This window comes from Collinsella sp. An7, from assembly GCF_002159335.1.
In the GTDB taxonomy this organism is placed as follows: domain Bacteria; phylum Actinomycetota; class Coriobacteriia; order Coriobacteriales; family Coriobacteriaceae; genus Coprousia.
The window spans coordinates 117391-138537 of the sequence record NZ_NFHP01000005.1; the positions used below are offsets into that span (position 1 = coordinate 117391).

Sequence of the window (21147 nt, forward strand, 5' to 3'; positions counted from 1 at the left end):
CGTTTTTGACTATGTTAAAAACGGTAAGTGACTCATTTGCAGGCTTGACCAACTGATTGCCGTTCCGGCGATCGGTTGGTCTTTTTTTGTTTCGGGGGTGTGCGATGAAGACATATGTTCTAAAGCGAGTGTTGAACAACAACGCTGTCATCGCCTCGCAATCCGGGACCGACTATCTGCTCATGGGGTTATCTATCGGTTGGGGCAAGCACGCAGGTGAGGCAATCGGCTCAGACACCGTCGAACGGTTCTACGTCCTTCATGACAGTAGCCTCTACCAAAGACTGAATCAACTGTTTGAGCAAATCCCCGGCGACATCATGCAATTTAGCATGGAGCTTGTCACGCTCATCAAATCTTCCATGGGCACTCCGCTTAGCGACAACCTCTATACCACTATTCCCGACCATATCAATAGCGCCATTAACCTGTATCACGAAGGTCTCAGCGTAAGCAATATGATGCTCTGGGACGTGAAAAGCTTTTTTGCCAAAGAATTCGAGATAGGGTCTGTGGTGATCGAGGCGGTGAACAGGCGCTTCTCCGTATCTCTTGGGGAGGATGAAGCTGCATTCATCGCCCTACATATCGTAAATGCCAGTCACGAAACTCCCGATGGCGCCGCCGTGGAAATCACCCGATTCATCACGCGCATGGTCTCAGAAACTGAGCGACTCCTTCACAGAAGCCTTGCACGCGAGTCACTGCCGTTTTTTCGATATGTCACCCATTTGAAGTATCTCGGCAGGCGCGTCATCGCTGCTTCGGAAGACAAGCGCAACGATGCGGACCCCGAATCTCGTGATCTACTCGCCTTGATTCGAGATAACTATGCACGTCCGTTCTCCTATGCACGACAACTCTGCTCGTTTATCGAGCAAGAATATGGTTTTACCTGCGACGACTCGGATTTGTTATACCTAACTATCCACATTCAGAAGCTACTCAGCGCGCTTAATGATGCAGGGGGTGATGAATAAACAGCGAGCTGGGAGATTGTGTGCCGTGGGAAACGTGACGGAATAGGCCGGCGTGTTCCTTATCTGAAAGGAATACCATGGATTTCGAAATTGTATCGAGCAAGATTATCGACAACGTTGGCGGGGCAGGGAATATCGTCAACGTCACGCACTGTATGACTCGCCTGAGGCTCTCTTTGCGTGACACCGATTTGGTGAACAGCGAGGCGGTAAAAGCCATCGATGGAGTAATGGGCACCGTTCTCCAAGGAAACGAATTCCAGGTCATCATCGGGGCAGACGTTGACCTGCTGTATAAGAAAACTAAGGAGCTTCTAGCAATTCAACGTTCGGCATCAGGAGATGCCGAACAGTCGACGCAGAAACCCGCAAAGCGACGTAACCCCGTTTCTGCTGTACTTGATTTCTTGAGCGCCTCGCTGTCCCCACTTATCCCCGTCATCATGGGCGCAGCGTTCATTACGATCGTGCTCACCATCCTGAGCCAGCTGGGGATTCTGGCATCAGACTCCCAAACGTATCAGGTGCTAAACGCCATCACGAGCTGCGTGTATTACTTTTTCCCGGTGCTCATTGCCTACACTGCAGCCCAGCAGCTCCACGTGGACACCACGATCGCCATGGCGGTATCCTGCATGCTGCTGTTCCCCGACTTTCTTGCCTTGTTCAACAATGGCGAGACCGAAGTTGCGGTCTTTGGCATTCCAATTATGTACGGAAGTTATTCCAAGCAGATCTTTCCCACGCTCTTCGCTGTCGCGGCACAAGCTGTAATCGAACCGTTTATCTATCGCATCATCCCAAAACAGCTCAAGACCATGGTTGCCTCTGGTCTCACGCTCACCATCTGTGCTCTTCTTGCCATCACGCTGTTTGGACCGATTGGCTCTTTGCTAACGCAAGGCATGAACACCATCGTGTATTTCGTAGTCGATAGCCTTGGGTGGGTCGCCATCCCAGTCATCGCCTTCATCAATCCGTTCATGCTCGGTACCGGACTTGGATCTGCAAACTTCCCCATTATGATGACCACGTTTGTTGCCAACGGCTACGAGAACCTCATTCTCCCCGCCGCGCTTGCAGGCAACGCCGCACAGGTCGGCTCCGGCATCGCCATCGCCACGATGACCAAAAACAGCGAACTCAAGCACCTCGCGCTTGACGGCGCGCTGGTGGCACTGTTTGGCACAACTGAGCCGATCATTTTCACAGTACACTATAAACTCAAGCGCACGTTCTTTGCCGTCATGGTTGGATCGGCCGTTGCGGCTATCATTCCCGGGGTCTTCCAGATCAAGTGCTATGGTTTGGTAAACGGAATTTTCTCGCTGCCCGCATACCTTCCCGGAGGAATGGAGAACTTCATCGTCGCATGCGTTTCTATCGTTGCCGGCATTATCTGCGGTTTCATCGCCACGCGACTCATTGGATTCAATCCCGAAGATGCAGAGTTTCATTTCAACAAGGAGGGAGCAGCAGCGCAACCCTCCCCCGCCATCGCCTGAAACCAATGCTTGTTCGGCGCTCAACCCATTGCTTGACCCGTTATGAGAGAATTCACATTCCTGACGAGAGGGAAATGCCCGCAAAAGGCTTTTCGTACAACAAGCAGAACTGAGGCGAAGCTCGCTCTTGGGTCCGAATGAACACGAGCCCCATCTGGATTGAGCAAATCGTTCTAGAGCATCATCCCTTGTCTCAAGAAATATGCCACGCGGCATCTTGGGGGGCAACAACGCAACGCTGGCATCTCACATGGGAGGTGCCAGCGTTTCCATATTTTGGAAGTCTTAATCTATTAGCCTGACGATCTGTGGACATTGTAGACTCAGCTGCAATCGGGGGCTGCTCCGCGGACACGGAACCGCCGAGGCAGATGGTCGGGCGGAGACCGCCGCACCCCACCGGCAACCGCTCGGCCGGTTTGCTGCAATCGCCGCAGACACCGCCTCGCACGGTGTGCGATGATGGAGATGATGCCGTGCCGAGGCGGCGCGGCCGCACCCTAAGGAGTTGCCATGGCCATCACCTACGACACGAGCCGCGTGACGCTCGTCGACCACCCGCTCGTCCAGCACAAGCTCACCATCATGCGCGACCGCACGACCGGCACCAAGCAGTTCCGCGAGATCGTGCGCGAGCTCGCGCTCTTCGAGGGCTACGAGGCCACGCGCGACTTCCCGCTCGAGGACGTCCCGGTCGAGACGCCCATCTGCCCCACCGTGGGCAAGCGCATCGCCGGCCGCAAGGTCGCGATTGTCCCCATCCTCCGGGCCGGGCTGGGCATGGTCGAGGGCATGCTCGATCTCATCCCATCGGCGCGCGTGGGGCACATCGGCATGGAGCGCGACGAGGTGACGCACGAGCCGCACGAGTACTACTGCAAGCTGCCGCGCGACATTTCCGAGCGCACCTGCCTCATCGTCGACCCCATGCTCGCCACCGGCGGCTCGGCGCTCGACGCCATCCACGCCCTGCGCAGCCGCGGTGCGCGCGACATCAAGCTCGCCGTCCTCATCTCGGCGCCTGAGGGCCTCAAGGCCGTCCTCGAGGGCGACCCCGACGTGCACATCTACACCTGCGCGATCGACGAGAGCCTGAACGAGAACGCCTACATCGTCCCCGGTCTGGGTGACGCGGGCGACCGCATCTTCGGTACGCTCTAGCCTGAGCTCGAGTGGCGTTGCACCCTCACGCTAACGTCGGCGCGACGCCGTGGCCGCTCAGCCCTCACGCTCCGTCTCTTCTGGAGGCACCCATGAAGCAGCTCATCCTCATCCGCCACGGCAAGCCCGAGCCCGGCCGTGACGGCGAGCCCGACGCCCTGCGCGAGCTCACGCCGGCCGGTCGCGCCGCCCTTGCCGCGCCGTCCGGCTTTGTACACACGTTTACCCAGCTTGCGGCCAATGCCGCGGAGGCGGGATTCACGCTCTCCCCCGCCGGCGCTCCACTTGAGCTCTGGACAAGCCCCGCGGTCCGCGCTCAGCAGACGGCGCTCGAGGCCGCGGCCGCTCTCGAGCGCATCCACCAGCCCGTCACCGCACCGCAGGCGTGCGAGGCGCTCTGGGAGCAGGATGCGCAAGCCTTTATGGCGGCGCTCGACCAGAGCGACGCCGCAACCGTCATCGCGGTGGGGCACATTCCCTTTATGAACCACCTGACCGGCTGGCTCACGGGTGAGTCGGTCAGCTTCTCGCCCGGCGCCGCCGCGCTCATCCTCGTGCCCGACCTTGTGGGCGAGGGGACGTCAGCGCTCATCTCGTTTGTCCCCGGACCGGAGGTCGAGGACCGCTAACGACGCGTCCTTCAGCAGGTCCGGTACGGGGTTATCACAGGGGGACGGGTGCAAATTGTGCCATTTTCAGCGGCATATTTGCACCCGTCCCCTTGTGCCGCGCTAGGCGTAGGCCAGGTGCGCCTCGTCGATGTTGTTGAGCGTGCGCTCGAGGTAGCGCCGCGCCCACCACTGGGCGGCCGGCAGATTCTGGTCGAGGTAGTTCCCGCACTCCTCGGGCCGCGCACCGGGAATGTCCCCCGCAAACTCCGCCACGAACTCAAAGAGCCCGCGCACGAGCGGCAACACGTCGCGCGACGGCACCTCACCAAAGACCACAAGATAGAAGCCCGTGCGGCAGCCCATCGGCCCAAAGTAAACCACGCGGCTCGCCCATGCGGGGTCGTTGCGCACATAGGTGGCGCCGAGATGCTCGATGGTATGGACCTCCGCCGTGTTCATGACGGGCTCCCGGTTGGGTGCCGTGAGGCGCAGGTCAAAGGTGGTGACGACCGCGCCCGTAGCCAGATCGCGGTCCACGCGCGAGACGTAGACGCCCGGCTCCAGCGTGAGGTGGTCGACGGTAAAGCTCGCGATCTTATCCATGGTGTCCATGCGGGTGCCTTTCTGGTTCCAGAGGTTGTGCGCGGCGGAGCAAGCAAGCATGTTGTGTCACTGGGGGACGGGTGCAAGCTGCGCCATGGGCGCCCGTGCCCCCATGGCGCAGTTTGCACCCGTCCCCCAGTGACACCGAGGGGTTGCAGCCCTTGCCAACGCCATCGTGCTTGCTATGATACCGACTTGCCGGTCGAGCGCGCTGCGGCGCCTACCGGATTCGCGGCGAAAACTCAGGTGGATGGGGAGCCATGGGAGCGCGCACGCAGGCGGGCGGTGGCCGCATCGCCCTCTTTGACAACCTCAAGGGAATGCTCATCATCCTCGTGGTCGTGGGCCACGTGATGCACCCCGTGCACAGCGAGAACCCCGCCCTGAGCACGCTTTTCGACCTGATCTACCTCTTCCACATGCCGCTGTTCGTGCTGCTCTCCGGGCTCTTTGCCAAGGGCGCCTGGAGACCCGCGGCAGACGGCGGGCACGGCCGCCTCAACGTCAACCGCATCATCTCCTTCGTGGTGCTCGGGCTTGCCTACCAGGTGGCACTGCTCGCCATCAACGGCGTGCTGCTCGAACAACCCGGGCGCATCCTGCTCTTCTCGTCGGCGCCGTGGTATCTCATCGCCATGGCGTGGTGGTACCTCATGACGCCCGCGCTCGCCAAGCTCGGCCCCGCGCGGGGCATGGCGGTGGCGCTTGCGCCCTCGCTCGCCTGGGGATGCGTGGACATGTCGCGCGGGTTTCTCGCCCTTAGTCGAACCTTTGCTTTTCTGCCGTGCTTTGCGCTCGGCTACTACCTCACCACCGAGCGGCTCATGCGCCTGCGACAGCGCCCAACCTTGTGGCTCGCCGTCGCCGCCGCGGCGCTCATCATGCTCGCGCGCATCGTGGACGAGCACGCCTACGACGCGTTCTTTCCGCTTGTCTACGGCGACAACCCCTACGACGACCTCGAGCTCCTCACCATCGCCGAGACCATGCCGGCCGCCCTTGCCGAGCCCCTCTCGGGCGCGGTGCAGAAGCTCCTTACGCTCGGGCTCGCCGGGGTGTGCTCGCTCGCCGCGCTCAAGCTGGCGCCGAAACGCCGCTTTTGGCTCACCACCCTGGGCGAGCGCACGCTCCAGGTCTACGTGCTCCACCGCATCATCCGCGCCTGGCTCACCTTCCACACGCCGTTCTACAGCTGGCCGCTCCTCCTTGAACCGGTTCCGGGGCTTCTCATCATCCTCGGGCTGAGTGCCGTCATCACCGCCGTGACCGCGCTGCCCGTGTTCTCCCGGCCGTTCTCGCGCTTCCTCGCCATCCGCTGGCTCCCCGAGCGTCGCGACGAGACGGAATATCGTTCTTGATTGTTTCTTGGCTCGGCGCGGCGTAAGTGGGGATTACCCAGCTCCGGGACGGCCCCGGACTCCTCGCGGGGCGAGTCGCGAAGCGAGGCCGCAGGCCGCCGAGCTCCGTGAGGAGTCCGGGGCCGTCCCGGAGCGGCCGGAGCCCGCATACCGCCTTCATGGAATGTCCCTGCAGGCGCGCGGGTGGGCGCGCGGGCGCCGGGGCCATCCGCTACACTGGTGCGAATGCCGGGACGAACCCCATCCGCACGTGACGCCCCCGGCTCGCGAAGGGAGAAATCCAACCCATGGAAGAGCTGTTCTTCAACTTCATCAACCAGTTTGGCTATGTTGCCATCGGCGCGCTCATCTTTATCGAGAACGTCTTTCCACCCATCCCGAGCGAGGTGATCCTGCCCCTCGGCGGCTTCTTCACCACCACGACCGACATGGTGCTGCCCGGCGTGATCATCGCCGCCACCTGCGGCTCGGTGCTCGGCGCGTTTATCCTCTACGGAATCGGCTGGGTGCTCTCGCGCGAGCGCCTCATGCGCTTCTTCAACACGCGGCCCATGCGGCTGCTCGGCTTTAAGGACACCGACATCGCGAGCGCCATCGACTGGTTCGACCGCAAGGGGCAGTTTACCGTGCTCATCTGCCGCTGCATCCCCGTGGTGCGGAGCCTCATCTCCATCCCGGCCGGCACCGCGCGCATGAACCCCGTCAAATTCACGCTCTTTACCCTCGTGGGCTCCGCCGTGTGGAACACGGTGCTCTGCTCGCTCGGCGCCGCAGCTGGCAGCGCGTGGATGACCGTCTCGGAACAGGCCGAGTGGGTCTCGGACATCGTCAAGTACGTTATCATCGCGATCGTGGCGGTGGTCGCCGTCTTCTGGATCGTCAAGCGCATCATCCCCAACCTGCGCCAGGAGCGCAACGCCGCCAAGGATGCCTCGGAGACGGGGCACACGCCCAAGCACATGCGCTAAACGCCAGACGCCCAAAACGCCTAGGCTCAGAACAAAACGCGCCGCCTGCAGCTCAACCGCAGGCGGCGCGTTGTTTCGCGCAAAGCGCCACGACGAGTGGGCACATTTAGCGTCTGAATCAACTGACGGGCGGGCTCGCCGACCCCTACGGGATGTTCGAGCCCTAAGTGAGAGCCTGCTTTTGGTTTTACAGAGTAGGCCCCGTTTTCAGCGCTCTGCGACCTCGGGTTTTGCTTGATTCTAAACGCGTCTACTCAGAAGTTTGCGTTTTAAGCTCTCACTTACGGCCCGAACTTCCCTCAAGACCGCTGATGGGCCCGTAACCGCACGGCAAGTGCACATCGGTCCTACCAGATGCCCAAACGCTCGCAGGCGTTCCAGATGCCGTCGGAGTCCACATCGTCGGTGACGAGCGTCGCGCGCTCCTTTACCGCGTCCCAGGCGTTGCCCATGGCGATGCTCGTGCCCACCGCGCCGAACATGCTGAGGTCGTTCTCGCCGTCGCCAAAGGCCACCGCTTCCTCTGGCTCAAGGCCAAAGCGCTCAAGCGTTGCCGCCACGCCCATGGCCTTGCCGCCCTCGCGGGGCACCACGTCGCAGAAGAGGTCGCACCAGCGCGTTGCCGTCACCTCGGTCGTGCGGTCGAGGAAGATGTGCTCCTCGCCGGGGTCAACAAAGGCGCAGAACTGATAGATCGGGCCCTCGAGCGCCTCCTCGAACGTTCCCTCGTGATACTCGAGTCCCACGTTTGCGCCCGTCCGGCGCACCCGTTCGCTCAACCTGCTCACAAAGCTGCGGTCGAGCTGCTGCACGAGCACGTCGTAGCTGTGCTCGAGATAAGCCTGCTCCAGGATGGTCCGCGCGTCGGCCGCGGCGATGGGCGCGTCGCGGTAGGCGCCCTCGCCGTCGTAGCAGCGCTGCCCATTGAGGGTGATGTAGGCGTCAAAGCCCGTGGCGAGCTCAGGCGGCAGCTCAAGCGTGGAGCGCCCGGAGGCAACGACGGTCTTTACGCCGGCCGCGCGCAGGCGGTGCAGGGCCTCCACCGTCGAGGCGGGCATATGGTGCGTCGTGAAGCTCAGGAGCGTGCCGTCGATGTCGAAAAACGCCGCCTTGATCACGTGGGCCTCCCTTGGTCGATTTCTGCTGCGCCTCGCGGCCTCGGGGGCCAGGGCGCGCCGCGCTCAAGTGTAGCGCAAGCGCAGGTGCGGCGGGCGACGAGGGACAGGCGTGCTAGGATACCCTAGGGAAACACAGACCACCTCGCTCTGCACCGGGCACGCTGCTGGGCGCTCATGGGCTTAGGCTGCCCCGGCAGCCTTGCGGCACCGCTCTCGCTGCCACCCGCGCCCACCTCACCACGGCGAGCCCCGGCGCAGCGCAGACGGCCCGCGCTTTCCTACACCACAGAAAGGATGTTTCATGGCGGTTCTCCTCGGCTGCGACAGCATCTCGCTCGACTTCCCCACCAAGGAGGTCTTTCGCAACGTGACCCTCGGTGTAAACGAGGGCGACCGTATCGGCATCGTCGGCAAGAACGGCGGCGGCAAGTCGACTCTGCTCGCACTCCTCGCGGGCGCCCTCGAGCCCGACGCCGGGCGCGTCACGCACCGGCGCGGCCTCACGGTGGGGCTCCTCGGCCAGCGTGACTCCCTCAACGACGCCCAAACGGTTCACGAGGCCGTAGTGGGCGACACCCCCGAGTACGAATGGGCCGCGAGCCCGCGCATCCGCTCGATCCTCGAGGGGCTCATCGCCGACGTGCCGTGGGAGGCCCGCGTGGGCGAGCTCTCGGGTGGCCAGCGCCGGCGCGTGGACCTCGCGCGGCTCCTCATCGGCGACTGGGACGTGCTCGCGCTGGACGAGCCTACTAACCACCTCGACATGCGGACCATCAACTGGCTTGCCGGACACCTCAAGACCCGCTGGCAGGCGGGCTCGGGGGCGCTCCTCGTGGTAACGCACGACCGGTGGTTCCTCGACGAGGTGGCCATCGAGATGTGGGAGGTGCACGACACGCGCGTCGACCCCTTTGAGGGCGGCTACTCGGCCTACATCCTGCAGCGCGTGGAGCGCGACCGGCTCGCGGCGGTGGCCGAGGAGCGCCGGCGCAACATGGCCCGCAAAGAGCTCGCCTGGCTCTCGCGCGGAGCGCAGGCGCGAAGCACCAAGCCCAAGTTCCGCGTCGAGGCCGCGCGCGAGCTCATCGCCGATGTTCCGCCGCTCAGAAACGAGCTCGAGCTCAAGCGGCTCGCGGTGGCGCGCCTCGGCAAGCAGGTGATCGACGTTCTCGACGTCACAGCTGGCTACCCGGATGACGAAAAACAACCCCGTCCCAAAACGAGTCACCCGGTTCTTGAGGACGTCACCTGGCTCATCGGCGCGGGTGACCGCTTTGGCCTGCTCGGCGAGAACGGTGCCGGCAAGTCGACCCTCATCGACATCATACGTGGCAAACTTGAGCCACTGCGCGGCCGCGTAAAGATCGGGCAGACCGTGCGCTTTGGCGTGCTCTCGCAGCAGCTCGTGGAGCTCGCCCCTTACCTTTCGAGCACGATCCGCGAGGTGCTCTCGCACTACAAGCGCAGCTACATCATCGACGGCAAGGAGACGAGCCCCGAGAAGCTCCTCGAGCGGCTCGGCTTTACCACGCAGCAGCTCATGAGCCGCATCGGCGACCTCTCGGGTGGCCAGCGGCGCCGGCTCATGCTCCTGCTCACCATCCTCGACGAGCCCAACGTGCTCATCTTGGACGAGCCGGGCAACGATCTCGACACCGACATGCTCGCCATCGTGGAGGACCTGCTCGACGGCTGGCCGGGCACGCTCATCCTCGTCACGCACGACCGCTACCTCATGGAGCGCGTGACCGACCAGCAGTACGCGATCATCGACGGGCACCTGCGTCACGTGCCGGGCGGCGTGGATGAGTACCTGCGCCTTGTGAGCGGGCACCACGGCACGGCGCGCCCGGGATCGGTCGAGGCGCTGCTCGAGGGGCCGAGTGGGGCGAGCGTGCCCGCGAAGTCCGGGGACGGCACGACTGCCAGCGCCCCGGCGAGCAGCCTCAGTAACGCCGAGCGTCAGCGGCTCCGCCGTGAGGTCGCCTCACTCGAACGGCGCATGGAAACTCAGCAGGGCAGAATCGACGAGCTCGAGCGCGGCATGGGAGAGATCGACCCCACCGACTACCAGGCGCTCGAGGCTCAGCAGGGGCGCATCGCCGAGGCGCGCGCCGCCCTCGACGAGCTCGAGGGCGCCTGGCTCGAGGCGAGCGAGCAGCTCGAGGGCTAGCCCGAAGCAAGACTCATTTTGGGACGAGGTTGTTTTCAGAGAAAATGGGGACGGGTGCGTTTTTCGCAAAAATGAGAAAAACGCACCCGTCCCCATTTTCTCTAGACGAGGCACTCCAACTCGTCGGCCAAGCGCTCGGCTGCCTGTGCCTGCCCGAGCCCGGCGGACGCCTCGCGCATCCGTGCCCGGCGCGCCGGGTCGCGCAAAAGCCCCAAGAGCTCATCGGCAAACGCCGGAGAATCGATATCGGCGTCGGCAAACATCACCGCTGCGCCGGCATCCACCAGCGTGTGGGCATTGGTGGTTTGATGGTCGGCCGTGGCAAAGGGGTACGGCACGAGCACGGCCGGCACGGCAAGCGCCGCAATCTCGGCGATGGAGGAGGCACCGGCGCGCGACAGCACGAGGTCGGCCGCGGCGAGCACGTCCCCCATATCGTCGATATAGCCCTGCACGCGGTAGCGCGCCGCCTCCGTGGGCGTGAGCGCGAGCGCCTCGCGCGTAGCCTCGAGGTCATCGGCACCCGTAGCGTGGAGCACATGCAGCCCCGGGATCGCCAGCAGGTCGCGCTTGAGCGAGGCCATGCGCGTGTTGAGGTGATGCGCCCCGAGCGAGCCACCAAAGACCACAAGGAGCGTGCCGTCCTCGGGCACCGCGAGCGCCGTGCGGCCGCGCACGCGACTCCCCTCGAGCACCTGACGGCGCACGGGATTCCCCGTAAAGTGGATAACCCCCTCGCGCGCACCCGCGCGGCGGAAGACATCGGCCACACTCGGGTGCCCGATGGCGATGAGCGCGGCATCGCGCGCCGACTGCTTGTTGGCGAGCCCCGGCACAGAGTTCTGCTCGTGGAGGGCGATAGGAATCTTAAGGCGCTTAGCCGCACGCAAAAGCGGCAACTCCACGTACGCGCCAAAGCCGATGGCCACGTCGGGCTTGAGGGCGGGCTCGGCGCGGAACGCCCGAGCGATGCGGCGCTCCTCGTGCGCAAGGTGGCCGAGCGCCGTGACGAGCGTCCAGGGGTGCTGCCGGTCAAAGCCCGTCACGTTTACGGGGAAGAAGTCAAAGCCCGCCTCGGGGACGAGCCGCCCCTCGAGACGACGCTCCTCGCCAAAGAACCGAACCTCGTGGCCCCGGTCGCGCAGACACTCGGCAAGCGCGAGGGCCGGGTTGACATGCCCGGCGGTGCCACCCGCCGCAATCGCGATCCGCATCCTATCTGCCATCTCGACTCCTTCCGCGCGGCCCGCGCCCGCGCGAGCCATACCCGCTCCCCGAGTCACCCGGGTACGCGTCGCGCGTGCGCAGGCGCTCCGCCGGGTCGTAGTCCAAGTTTATACGGTCGTAGCCGCCCGAGGGAGCTGAGCGCCCCGCAAGCCACGCATCGGCCGCACCGCGCCCGGCATCCGCCTCTGCGCGCGTCCCCCGTGCGCGACGGGTACCGCTCAGGGGAGCCGAACCGCCGGGTCGCGCAGCGCCGGTGTAGCCACCGGCCGCGCCGGCCCCGGGGGCCGCGCCCGAGGCACCCGCGCCGTCCACCACGGTAAAGCCCGAGCGCCGGCCAGTGCGCACGTGCACCGATCCCGCCGTGGTCTCGGACGGGTTAACGGCGTAGCCGCCCTGCGGAGCGCCCTCGGCACCCCACAGGTCGCCACCCGCCGCGCGCGCAGCACCCCCCTCGCCCACCACGGCCATCCGCGACCGGCGCTCGTCGTGCACCGTGCGCTGGTTGCTCTCGAGCGACACGCGCATCACGAGCCCCGCCACGCCGAGCATGGCGATCATCGACGACCCGCCGTACGAGATAAAGGGCATGGTCTTGCCCGTCATGGGTGTGACTCCCAGAATGCCGAGGGCGTTGACCAAAAACTGCAGCATGATGAGCACGCCGCACCCGTAGGCGATGAGCCGTCCCTGCACCGTGGGAGACTGCGACGCAATCTTAAAGATCGACCACACCATAAGCGCATACACGGCAAAGAAGATGAGCATCCCCACAAAGCCCAGCTCCTCGCCGATGATGGCGAGGATGTAGTCGTTATGGGCCTCGGGGAGGTAGTTGTACTTCATGGTGGAGTTGCCGATACCCCGGCCAAAGAGCCCGCCCGAAGCAAACGCCATGATGGCGAGCACGGCCTGGTAGCCCGTATCGTACGGGTCGGCCCACGGGTCGGAGGACATGCGCGCCATGCGGTAGTCGGCCGTAACGATAAAGATCGCCGTCGCCGCCAGGCCCACGCCCAGCACCGCGAGGATCACCTTGTACGAGAAGCCCGCAAAAAAGCACATGGCAAAGACGGTGCCCGCGATGATGAGGCAGCTGCCGAGGTCGGGCTCGGCGATGATGAGCACAAGCGGCAGTGCCACGCAGGCACCGAGCATGACGATGAAGGTCGCGGTGTCGATGGCCTCCATCTCGTAGTACTCGTGGAAGATCTTGGCCGCGGTGACGATAACAACCGGTTTGACAAACTCCGAGGGTTGGAGCTGCTGGCCGGCGATGACGATCCAACGCGTGGCGCCGCCGTGCTCCTCGCCCACCACAAGCACGGCGAGCAGGAGCAGAAGCGAGCAGCCCCAGATGACCCACATGGCGCTGGAGCGCATGAACTCGAGCGGCACGCCCACGCTCACCACCACCATGAGCACGAGTCCCACCCCGATGAACATCGCCTGGCGCGTGAGGAAGTACGTGGAGCTCTCGTACTCCTTGAGGGCCTCCACTGCCGAGGCTGAGTAGACCATCAGAAGGCCAAACGCGAGGATCGCCACGAGCGTGACGATAAAGATGAGGCGCGGGCGCATGATGCGCGCGGGCACGCCGGCGATGAGCTGCTCGCCGAGCGAGGAGTGCTCGCCTGCACGGTCGCGCCGGCGCGAGAAGAGCCGGCGCACACCGCCGCGCTCAGACGCCGCAGCGCTCGCCTCGCCCTCGCCGGCTGCACGCCGGCCCCGCTGCGTTGTCTCGGGTGCGCCCGCGGGAGCCATACCCGCGTCGCGCCGGTACTCGCCCGCCATTAAGACCCCCTACCGTTCTGAGGGGTCGGACGCGGCGAGCTCGGACACGTAGGAGCGGAAGCGGTCGCCGCGCTCCTCAAAGCCCGAGAACTCGTCAAACGATGCGCACGCCGGCGAGAGCAGTACCACGTCGCCCGACTCGGCGAGCGTGTGCGCCACGTCCACGGCGTCGCGCAGGTTCTCCGCCTCGGCAAGGTCTACCGCCGAGGCACCCTCCGCAGCGCGGAACGCCTCGAGAAAGCGCCCGCGCGCCGCCCCAAAGCACACGATGGCGCCCACGGTTGAGCCCATGACCGTGCGGGCAAACTCCTCGAGCGGCGTGCCCTTGTCGGAGCCGCCGATGAGAAGCACCACGCGCTCAGTCGGGAAGGCGGTAAGCGCTTTCTCCACCGCATCGGTGTTGGTTGCCTTGGAATCGTTGAAGTAGCGCACGCCGTCCACGCAGCCCACCGGCTCGATACGGTGCGGCAGGGCGGCAAAACTCGCAAGCCCCGCGCGCACGCCGGAGGCATCGGCCCCCACAAAGAGCGCGGCCGCGGCCGCGGCAAGGGCGTTCAGCCAGTTATGGGCACCCTGGATCTTGAGCTCGTCGGTCCGCACAAGGGCGGTCTCCGCGCCCGCGAGGCGCACCGTGAGCACGCCGTCGCGCACAAAGGCCGCGTCCGCGCCGCCGGCGTCGGCAAGGCCGAGCGAGAGCACGCGCCGGCCCCCGTCCTCAACAAGCGGGAGTACCTGCCGCGCCCCCTCATCCTCCACGTCCACGATCGCGAGGTCGCGGGGCCCCATGTTGCGGAAGAGCCGGCACTTGGCGCGCGCGTAGGCCTCATGGCTGCGGTGCCACGAGAGGTGGTCGGGGGTGATGTTGAGGAGCACCCCTACCCGCGGGTGCAGCTCCTCGGTGGTAGCGAGCTGGTAGCTCGAGAGCTCGGCCACAAACCAGCCGTCGGGCGCGCGATGGTCCACGCGGCTCGTGGGGGTGTCGCCGATGTTGCCCACCGGCTCGGCGTCGATTCCGGCGGACTCCAGCAGATGCGCCGTAAGTGCCGTCGTGGTGGTCTTGCCGTTGGTGCCCGTTATGCCGATCCAGCGCTCGGGCGAGAGCCTCCAGGCAAACTCCGGCTCACCCATCACCTGCGTGGCGTGCGCCCGCGCGCTCGCAAAGAACGGCGAGAACTCCGAGATCCCCGGGCTCGCCACGCACACGTCGTAGGATCCCTCAACGTCCTCGGTTCCAAAGACGCAGGTAACGCCCGCGCGCTCGAGCTCGAACGTCTCGGGCGTGGGGCCGCTCTGGGCACCTCCATAGAGCGTGATGGAGCTCACGCGCTCAGGGTGCGCAAGCGCCCAACGGGCCACGTCGAGGCCGGAGGTTCCCCGGCCGAGGATGAGCAGGTTCATCGTGTGAGGTAACGGCATGACGAAGGACCCCTTCAGGCTGCTGCGCCCCGCGCAGGCAGCGAAACGTTGCGGCAGCCGACCGTGCGGCCGGCGCCGAGGCTAACCGAGCTGGAAGAAGAGCGCGAGCCCGAGCGCACCAAAGGCCGCCGACACGATCCAAAAGCGGATCACGACCTTGGTCTCGGCCCAACCGAGCTTCTCAAAGTGATGGTGGATGGGTGCCATGAGAAAGACGCGCTTGCCCGTGGCCTTAAAGCTCACGACCTGAATCATCACCGAGAGCGCCTCGGCGATGAAGAGCCCGCCGATCACGAGCGACACGACCTCGGTGTTGGTCACGATCGCCACGCAGGCAAAGGCCGAGCCGAGCGCGAGCGACCCCGTGTCGCCCATGAAGATGCTCGCCGGATAGCAGTTGAACCACAGAAAGCCCAGGCAGGCACCCGAACACGAGGCAGAGAAGATGGCGAGGTTGGGGTCGCCGTGCACAAACGTGATCGCTGCCATGATGAGCATCGCGATCATGGACGTGCCGCCCGCAAGGCCGTCGAGGCCGTCGGTGAGGTTGACGGCGTTGGAGAGGCCCGCGATGAGGAGCCACGTAAAGGCCACGTAGAGCCACGGAATCTGGAAGGGCGCGCCGCCGATGGAAAGCGTGGTGGTGAGCACACCGAGGTCGATGGCAAAGCCCCCGGGGAAGCGTACCTCGGGTGCCACGCCGCAGAGGTTGACCGAGAGCAGGCAGAATGTCACGCAGATGAGCGTGAGGCCGATCATCTTGGCGTGCGGCGTAAGGCCGAGCGAGCGGCCGTGTGTAACGGAGGTGACATCGTCGATGAGCCCAAGGAGCCCCGTGGCCACGGTCGCCGCGAGCACGAGCACGAGCTCGGCGGTAAGCCGCCCCATGATAAGGCACGTTACCACGATGGCAAGCAGGATGACCACGCCGCCCATGGTGGGCGTGCCCTGCTTGATAAGGTGGCGCTTGGGGCCGTCGGCGCGGACCTGCTGGCCAAAGTGCTCGACCTTCATGAGGCGAATCCAAGCCGGCATGAGGATAAGCGCCACCACCGCGGCAATGCCAAAGGCGATAAACGTCTGGTACGTGGGATACGCGGGGTTACCGAGCATCGCCCATCACCCCTTCCACAAAACGCTCGAGGCCGACGGCATGCGACCCCTTAACGAGCACAAGGTCACCAGCGGCAAGCGTCGATCCCCACCGCTCGAGCGCGGCCTCGGGGGTCGGCACGCAGAAGATGCTCTCGGCGCTCATGCCCATGAGGCGGGCCGAGCGGGCGATGGCCTCGGCGTGCGGACCGCCCACGCAGATGAGGAGGTCGAGCTTCTTGGCCGCAGCGTAGGCGCCCACAAGGCCGTGGAGCCGCTCGCTCTCCTCGCCGAGCTCGCCCATCTCGCCGAGCACCGCCACGCGGTCGCCCGCGGCCGGGAGGCTGCTCAGCAGGTCGAGCCCTGCCGCCATCGACTCGGGGCTCGCGTTGTAGCAGTCGTCGATGAGCCGCGCGCCGCACGGGGCACCTCGGAGCTCCTGACGGTGCCCCGTGATCTTGAGCTCGTGGAAGGCTTCGTCAATCTCGTACTGCGGAACGCCCATGCGCTGCGCGATCGCCGCGGCAAAGAGGGCGTTCTGCACTGCGGGCCGCCCGGGGATGGAGAGCCCCGTGCGGTACTGGGAGCCGTTCTCGAGCATGATGTCAAAGCTCGCGCAGCCGGTGGCGTCGAGCTCGATGTTGCGGGCCGAGACGTCGTCGTCCGCGCTCATGCCGCAGAGCACCACGTCCACCCCGGCGGGGCGGGCAAAGTTCTCGATGATATAGGGGGTGAAGTCGTCCTCGCCCGAGAGCATGAGCGCGGTATGGCTCCCCTCAAAGTTGACGGAGCTCGCGGGCATGCCGGCGAGGACCTCCGCCTTGGCGCGCGCGATGTTCTCGCGGCTGCCGAGCATCCCCACGTGCGAGGTGCCGATCTTGGTGATCACGGCGTAGGCGGGCTGGGCGCAGCGGCTCATCCGCTCGATCTGCCCCGGGCCGTCCATACCCATCTCGAGCACCATGACCTGCGTGTCCTTGGGTGCCGAGAGGATGGTGAGCGGCATGCCGATGAGGTTGTTGTAGTTGCCCGCAGTGGCATGCACGCGGTAGCGCTTAGAGAGCGTGGCGGCGAGGATGTCCTTGGTGGTGGTCTTGCCGATGGAGCCCGTCACCGCGATGACCGTCGAGCGCAGGCGCGCGCGGTAGCCTTGGGCGAGGCGCAGCAGAAACTCCTCGGGGTCGTCGGTCACAAAGATCGCCGCCCCATGACGCGTGGCGACCGCCCGCTCGTCCTCGGTGGGCTCGCGCGTGAGCACCACGGCCCCCGCACCCGCCTCGAGCGCGCGCTCGGCGTAGTCGTTGCCGTCGACCCGCTCGCCCGCAAAGGCAACAAAGATGCCATCAGGCTCCACAAGGCGCGAGTCGATGAACACGCCCCGGCACAGGCGCTCGCCATTGCCTGCAACGCCACGGGCCCCCGTGACACTCTCGATATACTTCACGGCGATCTCTACCATGAACACTCCTTGGCTCAAGCGGCCCTTCCCTGCAGTCGCCCATTGTACCCGACGCCCGCGCACGGGTGGTGCAGGCCCTATGTTCCGTTGCGGCCGGCGCAGAACCCCACAGCGATGCAACCGGGCCTGCCAGGTGCATCTTCGCCAGCAGCGCAGTTAGCGCGTGCGCGCCACCCCGAGGACCGAGAGTGCCTTGGACATGATCGGCACAAAAGGCTCGCAGGCGGCGTTGGAGCCGCGCGGGGTGCCGTCGAGCGTCACGTAGCAGAGCGCCTCCGGGTCCGAGGCGGGGGCAAAGCCCAAGAACGACGACATGTAGATGTCGGCCGCGTAGCCGCCCTCCTCGGTCGCGCGCTGGGCGGTGCCGGTCTTGCCGGCCACATCGTAGCCGTCAATCTGAGCGTCCTCGCCCGTGCCCTCATCCACGACGGTCACCATCATCGAGGTCACCTGCTCGGCCGCCTCCGCGCCGATGGTGCGCACCTCGTCTCCCGACCAGTCCACGCGCTCGCCGCCCTTGGCCTGCACAAAGTGCGGGGTCGTCATGATGCCGCCGTTGGCGATGCTGCCTACGGCGCGCGCCACGCGGATAGGCGCCACGGCGATGCCCTGGCCAAAGGACATCGAGCCCAAGCTCGAGCCGTCGTAGTCCTTGCGGGCACGGATGGTACCCTGGTTCTCGCCGGGAAAGTCTATCCCCGAGTCGCCGGTGATCTGGTAGGTGTCAAGGTACTCGGCAAAGCGGTCGGCTCCGATCTTCTCGCCCACCATAACCATGCCAGTGTTGGACGAGCGGCGCATGATTTCGCGGAGCGTCATGGTGAGGCCGTAGTCGCGGTCGTCGGCGTCGCCCACCATGTCGTCGCCCACCTTGATCTGGGCGGGCACGGCAAACTCAGTGTCGGGCGTCACGAGCCCCAAATCGAGCGCCATACCCGAGACGAGTGTCTTAAAGACCGAGCCCGGCTCGTAGGAGTCGGTCACCACGCGCAGGTTCATGTCGGACGACGACGCGTTGGCGAGGTCGGTCTGGTCGTAGGTGGGGCATGAGCAGCACGCAAGGATCTCTCCCGAGCGCGGGTCGGTCACGATGACCGAGCCGCTCACCGCGTGCGCACCCTCCACCGCCTCGGCAAGAGCCTCCTCGGCTGCCTGCTGGATGTCCATGTCGAGCGTGAGCACCAGGTCGGCGCCGTCCTCGGCCTCGACCTTCTCGTAGGCGCCCCCGGCGATGAACGAGCCGTCGCGGGCGCGCTCGCGCACGAGGTAGCCGTTGGTGCCGGTGAGGATGTCGTTGTACTGGGCCTCGAGCCCGCTTATGCCCTCGTTATCGATGTTCACCACGCCGAGGATCTGCGAGGCGAGGTTGCCGTAGGGGTAGACGCGCATGATGGAGGGTTCGAACTCGATCCCCTTGAGCTTATAGCCGGCGAGCTCGGTGGCGAGGTCCTCGTTGACCTGGCGCTTAAGGTAGACGAAGGTCTTGTCGCGCGTGAGCTTCTCGCGCGCGTCGGCCTCGTCCATGCCGAGCACCGTTACGAGCGCCTTGGCGGCTTTGTCCACATCCTCCACGAGCTTGGGGTTAGCGTAGACGTTCTCGCACTCCACGCTCTGCGCGATGACGTTGCCGTTGCGGTCGTAGATGGTCCCACGCTTTGCAAAAAGGGTCTGGCTCGAGACGCGGCGCTCGTCGGCGCGGTCGCGGTAGGTTTGGGCGTTGACGACCTGGTAGTCGAGGAGCTGTCCCACCGCGGCGAGCACGCCGGCGCCCAAAAGGCCGGCCACCACCGTGCGGCGCGGAATGTTCTCGTGGTCCATATCGCTGTGGAGCAGGTCAACGCGCGGCGCAGTGCCCCGCCCGCGGCCCGGCGTGCGCCCGGAGCCGCCGTTGCCGGAGCCCGAGCCGCCACCATAGCGGCCCGAACCGTAGGCGCTGCCGCTTGCGCGGTATCCGCCCCTGCCGCCGGTCCGCCCGGCGCCCTGAGCGCGCGAACGGCCGCCCCGAGCCTCAGGGCGACCGTCGCCGTATCGATCGCTGCGTCTGTTTGCGCCGCGACGGCTTCCCCCGCCGCGGCCCGTGTATCCGTCTCGTGCCACGCAGGACTCCTTACTGCGCCGCAGCCGTCGCACCGTCTGCCGCACCGGTGGCGGCATCGGCGGATGCGGCCGCCGTATCGCTCAAGTCGAGGGTGATCGTGTCCTTGGGCTCGACCATGCTGAGCGTGTCCTCCGCAAGGTCGCGGATACGCGAGTCGGCCCCGTAGACCGAGCGCATGACCTCGAGGTCACCCGTCTGGTCGCGGGCGGTAGAGAGCTCGTTGGAGGTCGTGGCGTTGGCGTTGAGCTCGGCGGCAGTGAGGCTCGCCAAACCAACGCGCGCCAGGCCGATGACAAAGACCAGGGCTGCGAGCACGCAGAAGACCTTTACCACATGGGTAAAGACCGGGCTCACCACCTGGTCGGCCTCGCGGCCGGCACCCGTGTAGACGTCAAACCGCGGCCTGGCCTCGGGCGCCGGTGCAGGCGCCGCCGGGCGCGGCGCGGGCGCGGCGGCCCGCATATCATAGGCATATGCTGCGTTTGAGGTGTGGTAACCCATGATATGCCGGCCTCCCGTCCTTGCGATGGTAGTACGTTTACGCTTCGTTTCTGCTGCTACGGGACAGACCTCGAAGCGCTTTGCCGGCACCTTTACAGACGCTCGGCAACGCGGATCTTGGCCGATCTCGCCCGCGGGTTGCGTGCGACCTCTTCGGCGCTCGCGACCAGCGGTTTTTTGGTTATGACTCTGACTCTCGGCACGTTGCCGCACACGCAGACCGGAATATCCGGCGGGCACGTGCAGCCCCGGCTCAGCTCCTGGAAGGTATGCTTGGCGATGCGGTCCTCAAGCGAGTGGTACGAGATGACGCACACCCTTCCGCCGGGGTTGAGCCAGCGGATGGCGGCGTCGAGCCCGCGCTCGAACACCTCGAGCTCGTGGTTCACCTCGATGCGGATGGCCTGGAAGGTCTTCCGCGCGGGGTGATGCCCATGCCGGCGCGCCGCGGCGGGAATGGCCGCCTTGATCGCGTCGACGAGCTCGGTCGTCGTCTCGATGGGCTTGACCTTGCGCCGCCGCACGATCTCCCGGGCGATTTCTCGAGCGTAGCGCTCGTCGCCGTAGAAACGGAGGATCCGAGCGATGTCGGCTTCGGTATTTGATGGTGAGTTTATGACATCAGCTGCGGTTAAGGTATTGTTCCTCGGATCCATCCGCATATCAAGGGGGGCATCCTCGTTGTACGAGAAGCCCCGCTCCGGGATATCGAGTTGCGGGCTCGAGACGCCCAGGTCAAAGAGGAAGCCGTCGACGCCGGGAATCTCGGCGCGGCAGAGCAGCTCGTCCAGATCGCCGAAGTTCCCCTTGAGGAGCTTCACCGGAGTGTCCGGCACCTCGCGCTTCAAGCGCGCCGAGGCGGCCTCGAGCGCCATGTCGTCCTGGTCGATCCCGATGAGGAGCCCCTCTCCGCCCACGGCCGCGGCCATCTTTACGGAATGGCCCGCGCCGCCGAGCGTGCAGTCGCACACGGTGTTGCCCGGTGCGAGCGAAAGTGCATCCAGCACTTCCTGGAGCATGACGGGTTCATGCCGATATTCAGGTGTCAACGTTCCCTCACCCATGTACGTATCCTCCTCGAGCAAC

17 protein-coding genes are annotated in these 21147 nt (G+C 65.4%); 7 read left to right on the forward strand and 10 right to left on the reverse strand.

Going from position 1 to position 21147, the window contains the following annotated elements; translation table 11 throughout:
- The first annotated feature begins 104 nt into the window (after nucleotides 1-104).
- From B5G20_RS07015 to B5G20_RS07030, 4 genes are all read left to right on the forward strand, one after another.
- Entirely contained in the window at nucleotides 105-980 is an 876-nt protein-coding gene (locus B5G20_RS07015) for a PRD domain-containing protein (protein ID WP_087356190.1), read from the forward strand.
- A 77-nt stretch (nucleotides 981-1057) separates the two neighbouring features.
- Nucleotides 1058-2485: a PTS transporter subunit EIIC gene (locus B5G20_RS07020; RefSeq protein ID WP_087356192.1), complete on the forward strand. Its 1428-nt coding sequence runs from the start codon at nucleotides 1058-1060 to the stop codon at nucleotides 2483-2485.
- Nucleotides 2486-2998: 513 nt separating this feature from the next.
- Nucleotides 2999-3646 (forward strand): uracil phosphoribosyltransferase, encoded by a 648-nt coding sequence (gene upp / locus B5G20_RS07025; protein WP_087356194.1) that lies wholly within the window; start codon nucleotides 2999-3001, stop codon nucleotides 3644-3646.
- 92 nt (nucleotides 3647-3738) lie between these two features.
- Nucleotides 3739-4275, forward strand: coding sequence for a hypothetical protein (locus tag B5G20_RS07030; protein ID WP_087356195.1), 537 nt, complete (start codon nucleotides 3739-3741; stop codon nucleotides 4273-4275).
- A gap of 102 nt (nucleotides 4276-4377) precedes the next feature.
- Here the strand turns inward: B5G20_RS07030 and B5G20_RS07035 are convergent, their stop codons facing one another.
- Entirely contained in the window at nucleotides 4378-4860 is a 483-nt protein-coding gene (locus B5G20_RS07035) for an S-ribosylhomocysteine lyase (protein WP_087356304.1), read from the reverse strand.
- A 260-nt stretch (nucleotides 4861-5120) separates the two neighbouring features.
- Between B5G20_RS07035 and B5G20_RS07040 the strand changes: the two genes are divergently transcribed.
- Both B5G20_RS07040 and B5G20_RS07045 read left to right on the forward strand, forming a co-directional pair.
- Nucleotides 5121-6218: an acyltransferase family protein gene (locus B5G20_RS07040; RefSeq protein ID WP_087356197.1), complete on the forward strand. Its 1098-nt coding sequence runs from the start codon at nucleotides 5121-5123 to the stop codon at nucleotides 6216-6218.
- Nucleotides 6219-6505: 287 nt separating this feature from the next.
- Complete coding sequence (locus B5G20_RS07045; RefSeq protein WP_087356198.1) at nucleotides 6506-7186, forward strand: DedA family protein; 681 nt, start codon at nucleotides 6506-6508, stop codon at nucleotides 7184-7186.
- Nucleotides 7187-7533: 347 nt separating this feature from the next.
- Here B5G20_RS07045 and B5G20_RS07050 read toward each other — a convergent pair whose 3' ends face one another.
- Nucleotides 7534-8304 carry a Cof-type HAD-IIB family hydrolase gene (locus tag B5G20_RS07050; protein ID WP_087356200.1) on the reverse strand — a complete coding sequence of 257 codons (771 nt, stop codon included), beginning with the start codon at nucleotides 8302-8304 and terminating at the stop codon, nucleotides 7534-7536.
- A gap of 301 nt (nucleotides 8305-8605) precedes the next feature.
- Here B5G20_RS07050 and B5G20_RS07055 point away from each other — a divergent pair, with 301 nt between their 5' ends.
- The gene (locus B5G20_RS07055) at nucleotides 8606-10477 is read left to right on the forward strand and encodes an ABC-F family ATP-binding cassette domain-containing protein (RefSeq protein WP_087356202.1); all 1872 of its coding nucleotides are present in this window, start codon (nucleotides 8606-8608) and stop codon (nucleotides 10475-10477) included.
- 101 nt (nucleotides 10478-10578) lie between these two features.
- Here B5G20_RS07055 and murG read toward each other — a convergent pair whose 3' ends face one another.
- The 8 genes from murG to rsmH all read right to left on the reverse strand — a co-directional run bounded on the left by murG (nucleotide 10579) and on the right by rsmH (nucleotide 21125).
- On the reverse strand, nucleotides 10579-11703 hold the full coding sequence (murG, locus tag B5G20_RS07060) for an undecaprenyldiphospho-muramoylpentapeptide beta-N-acetylglucosaminyltransferase (protein ID WP_087356203.1): 1125 nt from the start codon (nucleotides 11701-11703) through the stop codon (nucleotides 10579-10581).
- Nucleotides 11693-13495, reverse strand: coding sequence for a putative lipid II flippase FtsW (gene ftsW / locus B5G20_RS07065; RefSeq protein WP_239286914.1), 1803 nt, complete (start codon nucleotides 13493-13495; stop codon nucleotides 11693-11695). Before ftsW ends, murG begins: the two co-directional genes overlap by 11 nt.
- A gap of 9 nt (nucleotides 13496-13504) precedes the next feature.
- Nucleotides 13505-14911 carry a UDP-N-acetylmuramoyl-L-alanine--D-glutamate ligase gene (murD, locus tag B5G20_RS07070; RefSeq protein WP_204207704.1) on the reverse strand — a complete coding sequence of 469 codons (1407 nt, stop codon included), beginning with the start codon at nucleotides 14909-14911 and terminating at the stop codon, nucleotides 13505-13507.
- Nucleotides 14912-14992: 81 nt separating this feature from the next.
- The gene (gene mraY / locus B5G20_RS07075) at nucleotides 14993-16024 is read right to left on the reverse strand and encodes a phospho-N-acetylmuramoyl-pentapeptide-transferase (protein ID WP_087356206.1); all 1032 of its coding nucleotides are present in this window, start codon (nucleotides 16022-16024) and stop codon (nucleotides 14993-14995) included.
- Nucleotides 16014-17462, reverse strand: coding sequence for a UDP-N-acetylmuramoyl-tripeptide--D-alanyl-D-alanine ligase (gene murF / locus B5G20_RS07080; protein ID WP_087356208.1), 1449 nt, complete (start codon nucleotides 17460-17462; stop codon nucleotides 16014-16016). Before murF ends, mraY begins: the two co-directional genes overlap by 11 nt.
- A gap of 156 nt (nucleotides 17463-17618) precedes the next feature.
- A complete protein-coding gene (locus tag B5G20_RS07085) occupies nucleotides 17619-19280 on the reverse strand; it encodes a penicillin-binding protein 2 (RefSeq protein ID WP_087356306.1) in 1662 nt (553 codons plus the stop codon).
- Nucleotides 19281-19569: 289 nt separating this feature from the next.
- Entirely contained in the window at nucleotides 19570-20061 is a 492-nt protein-coding gene (locus tag B5G20_RS07090) for a hypothetical protein (protein WP_087356210.1), read from the reverse strand.
- 92 nt (nucleotides 20062-20153) lie between these two features.
- Nucleotides 20154-21125 carry a 16S rRNA (cytosine(1402)-N(4))-methyltransferase RsmH gene (rsmH, locus tag B5G20_RS07095; protein WP_087356212.1) on the reverse strand — a complete coding sequence of 324 codons (972 nt, stop codon included), beginning with the start codon at nucleotides 21123-21125 and terminating at the stop codon, nucleotides 20154-20156.
- Between the last annotated feature and the right edge of the window lie 22 nt (nucleotides 21126-21147).

Bases quoted from the DNA above. Each gene is read 5' to 3' on its own strand.
- B5G20_RS07015 (WP_087356190.1), top strand. From the start codon at position 105: ATGAAGACATATGTTCTAAAGCGAGTGTTGAACAACAACGCTGTCATC.
- B5G20_RS07020 (WP_087356192.1), top strand. From the start codon at position 1,058: ATGGATTTCGAAATTGTATCGAGCAAGATTATCGACAACGTTGGCGGG.
- upp (WP_087356194.1), top strand. From the start codon at position 2,999: ATGGCCATCACCTACGACACGAGCCGCGTGACGCTCGTCGACCACCCG.
- B5G20_RS07030 (WP_087356195.1), top strand. From the start codon at position 3,739: ATGAAGCAGCTCATCCTCATCCGCCACGGCAAGCCCGAGCCCGGCCGT.
- B5G20_RS07035 (WP_087356304.1), bottom strand. From the start codon at position 4,860: ATGGATAAGATCGCGAGCTTTACCGTCGACCACCTCACGCTGGAGCCG.
- B5G20_RS07040 (WP_087356197.1), top strand. From the start codon at position 5,121: ATGGGAGCGCGCACGCAGGCGGGCGGTGGCCGCATCGCCCTCTTTGAC.
- B5G20_RS07045 (WP_087356198.1), top strand. From the start codon at position 6,506: ATGGAAGAGCTGTTCTTCAACTTCATCAACCAGTTTGGCTATGTTGCC.
- B5G20_RS07055 (WP_087356202.1), top strand. From the start codon at position 8,606: ATGGCGGTTCTCCTCGGCTGCGACAGCATCTCGCTCGACTTCCCCACC.
- murG (WP_087356203.1), bottom strand. From the start codon at position 11,703: ATGGCAGATAGGATGCGGATCGCGATTGCGGCGGGTGGCACCGCCGGG.
- ftsW (WP_239286914.1), bottom strand. From the start codon at position 13,495: ATGGCGGGCGAGTACCGGCGCGACGCGGGTATGGCTCCCGCGGGCGCA.
- murD (WP_204207704.1), bottom strand. From the start codon at position 14,911: ATGCCGTTACCTCACACGATGAACCTGCTCATCCTCGGCCGGGGAACC.
- mraY (WP_087356206.1), bottom strand. From the start codon at position 16,024: ATGCTCGGTAACCCCGCGTATCCCACGTACCAGACGTTTATCGCCTTT.
- murF (WP_087356208.1), bottom strand. From the start codon at position 17,462: ATGGTAGAGATCGCCGTGAAGTATATCGAGAGTGTCACGGGGGCCCGT.
- B5G20_RS07085 (WP_087356306.1), bottom strand. From the start codon at position 19,280: ATGGACCACGAGAACATTCCGCGCCGCACGGTGGTGGCCGGCCTTTTG.
- B5G20_RS07090 (WP_087356210.1), bottom strand. From the start codon at position 20,061: ATGGGTTACCACACCTCAAACGCAGCATATGCCTATGATATGCGGGCC.
- rsmH (WP_087356212.1), bottom strand. From the start codon at position 21,125: ATGGGTGAGGGAACGTTGACACCTGAATATCGGCATGAACCCGTCATG.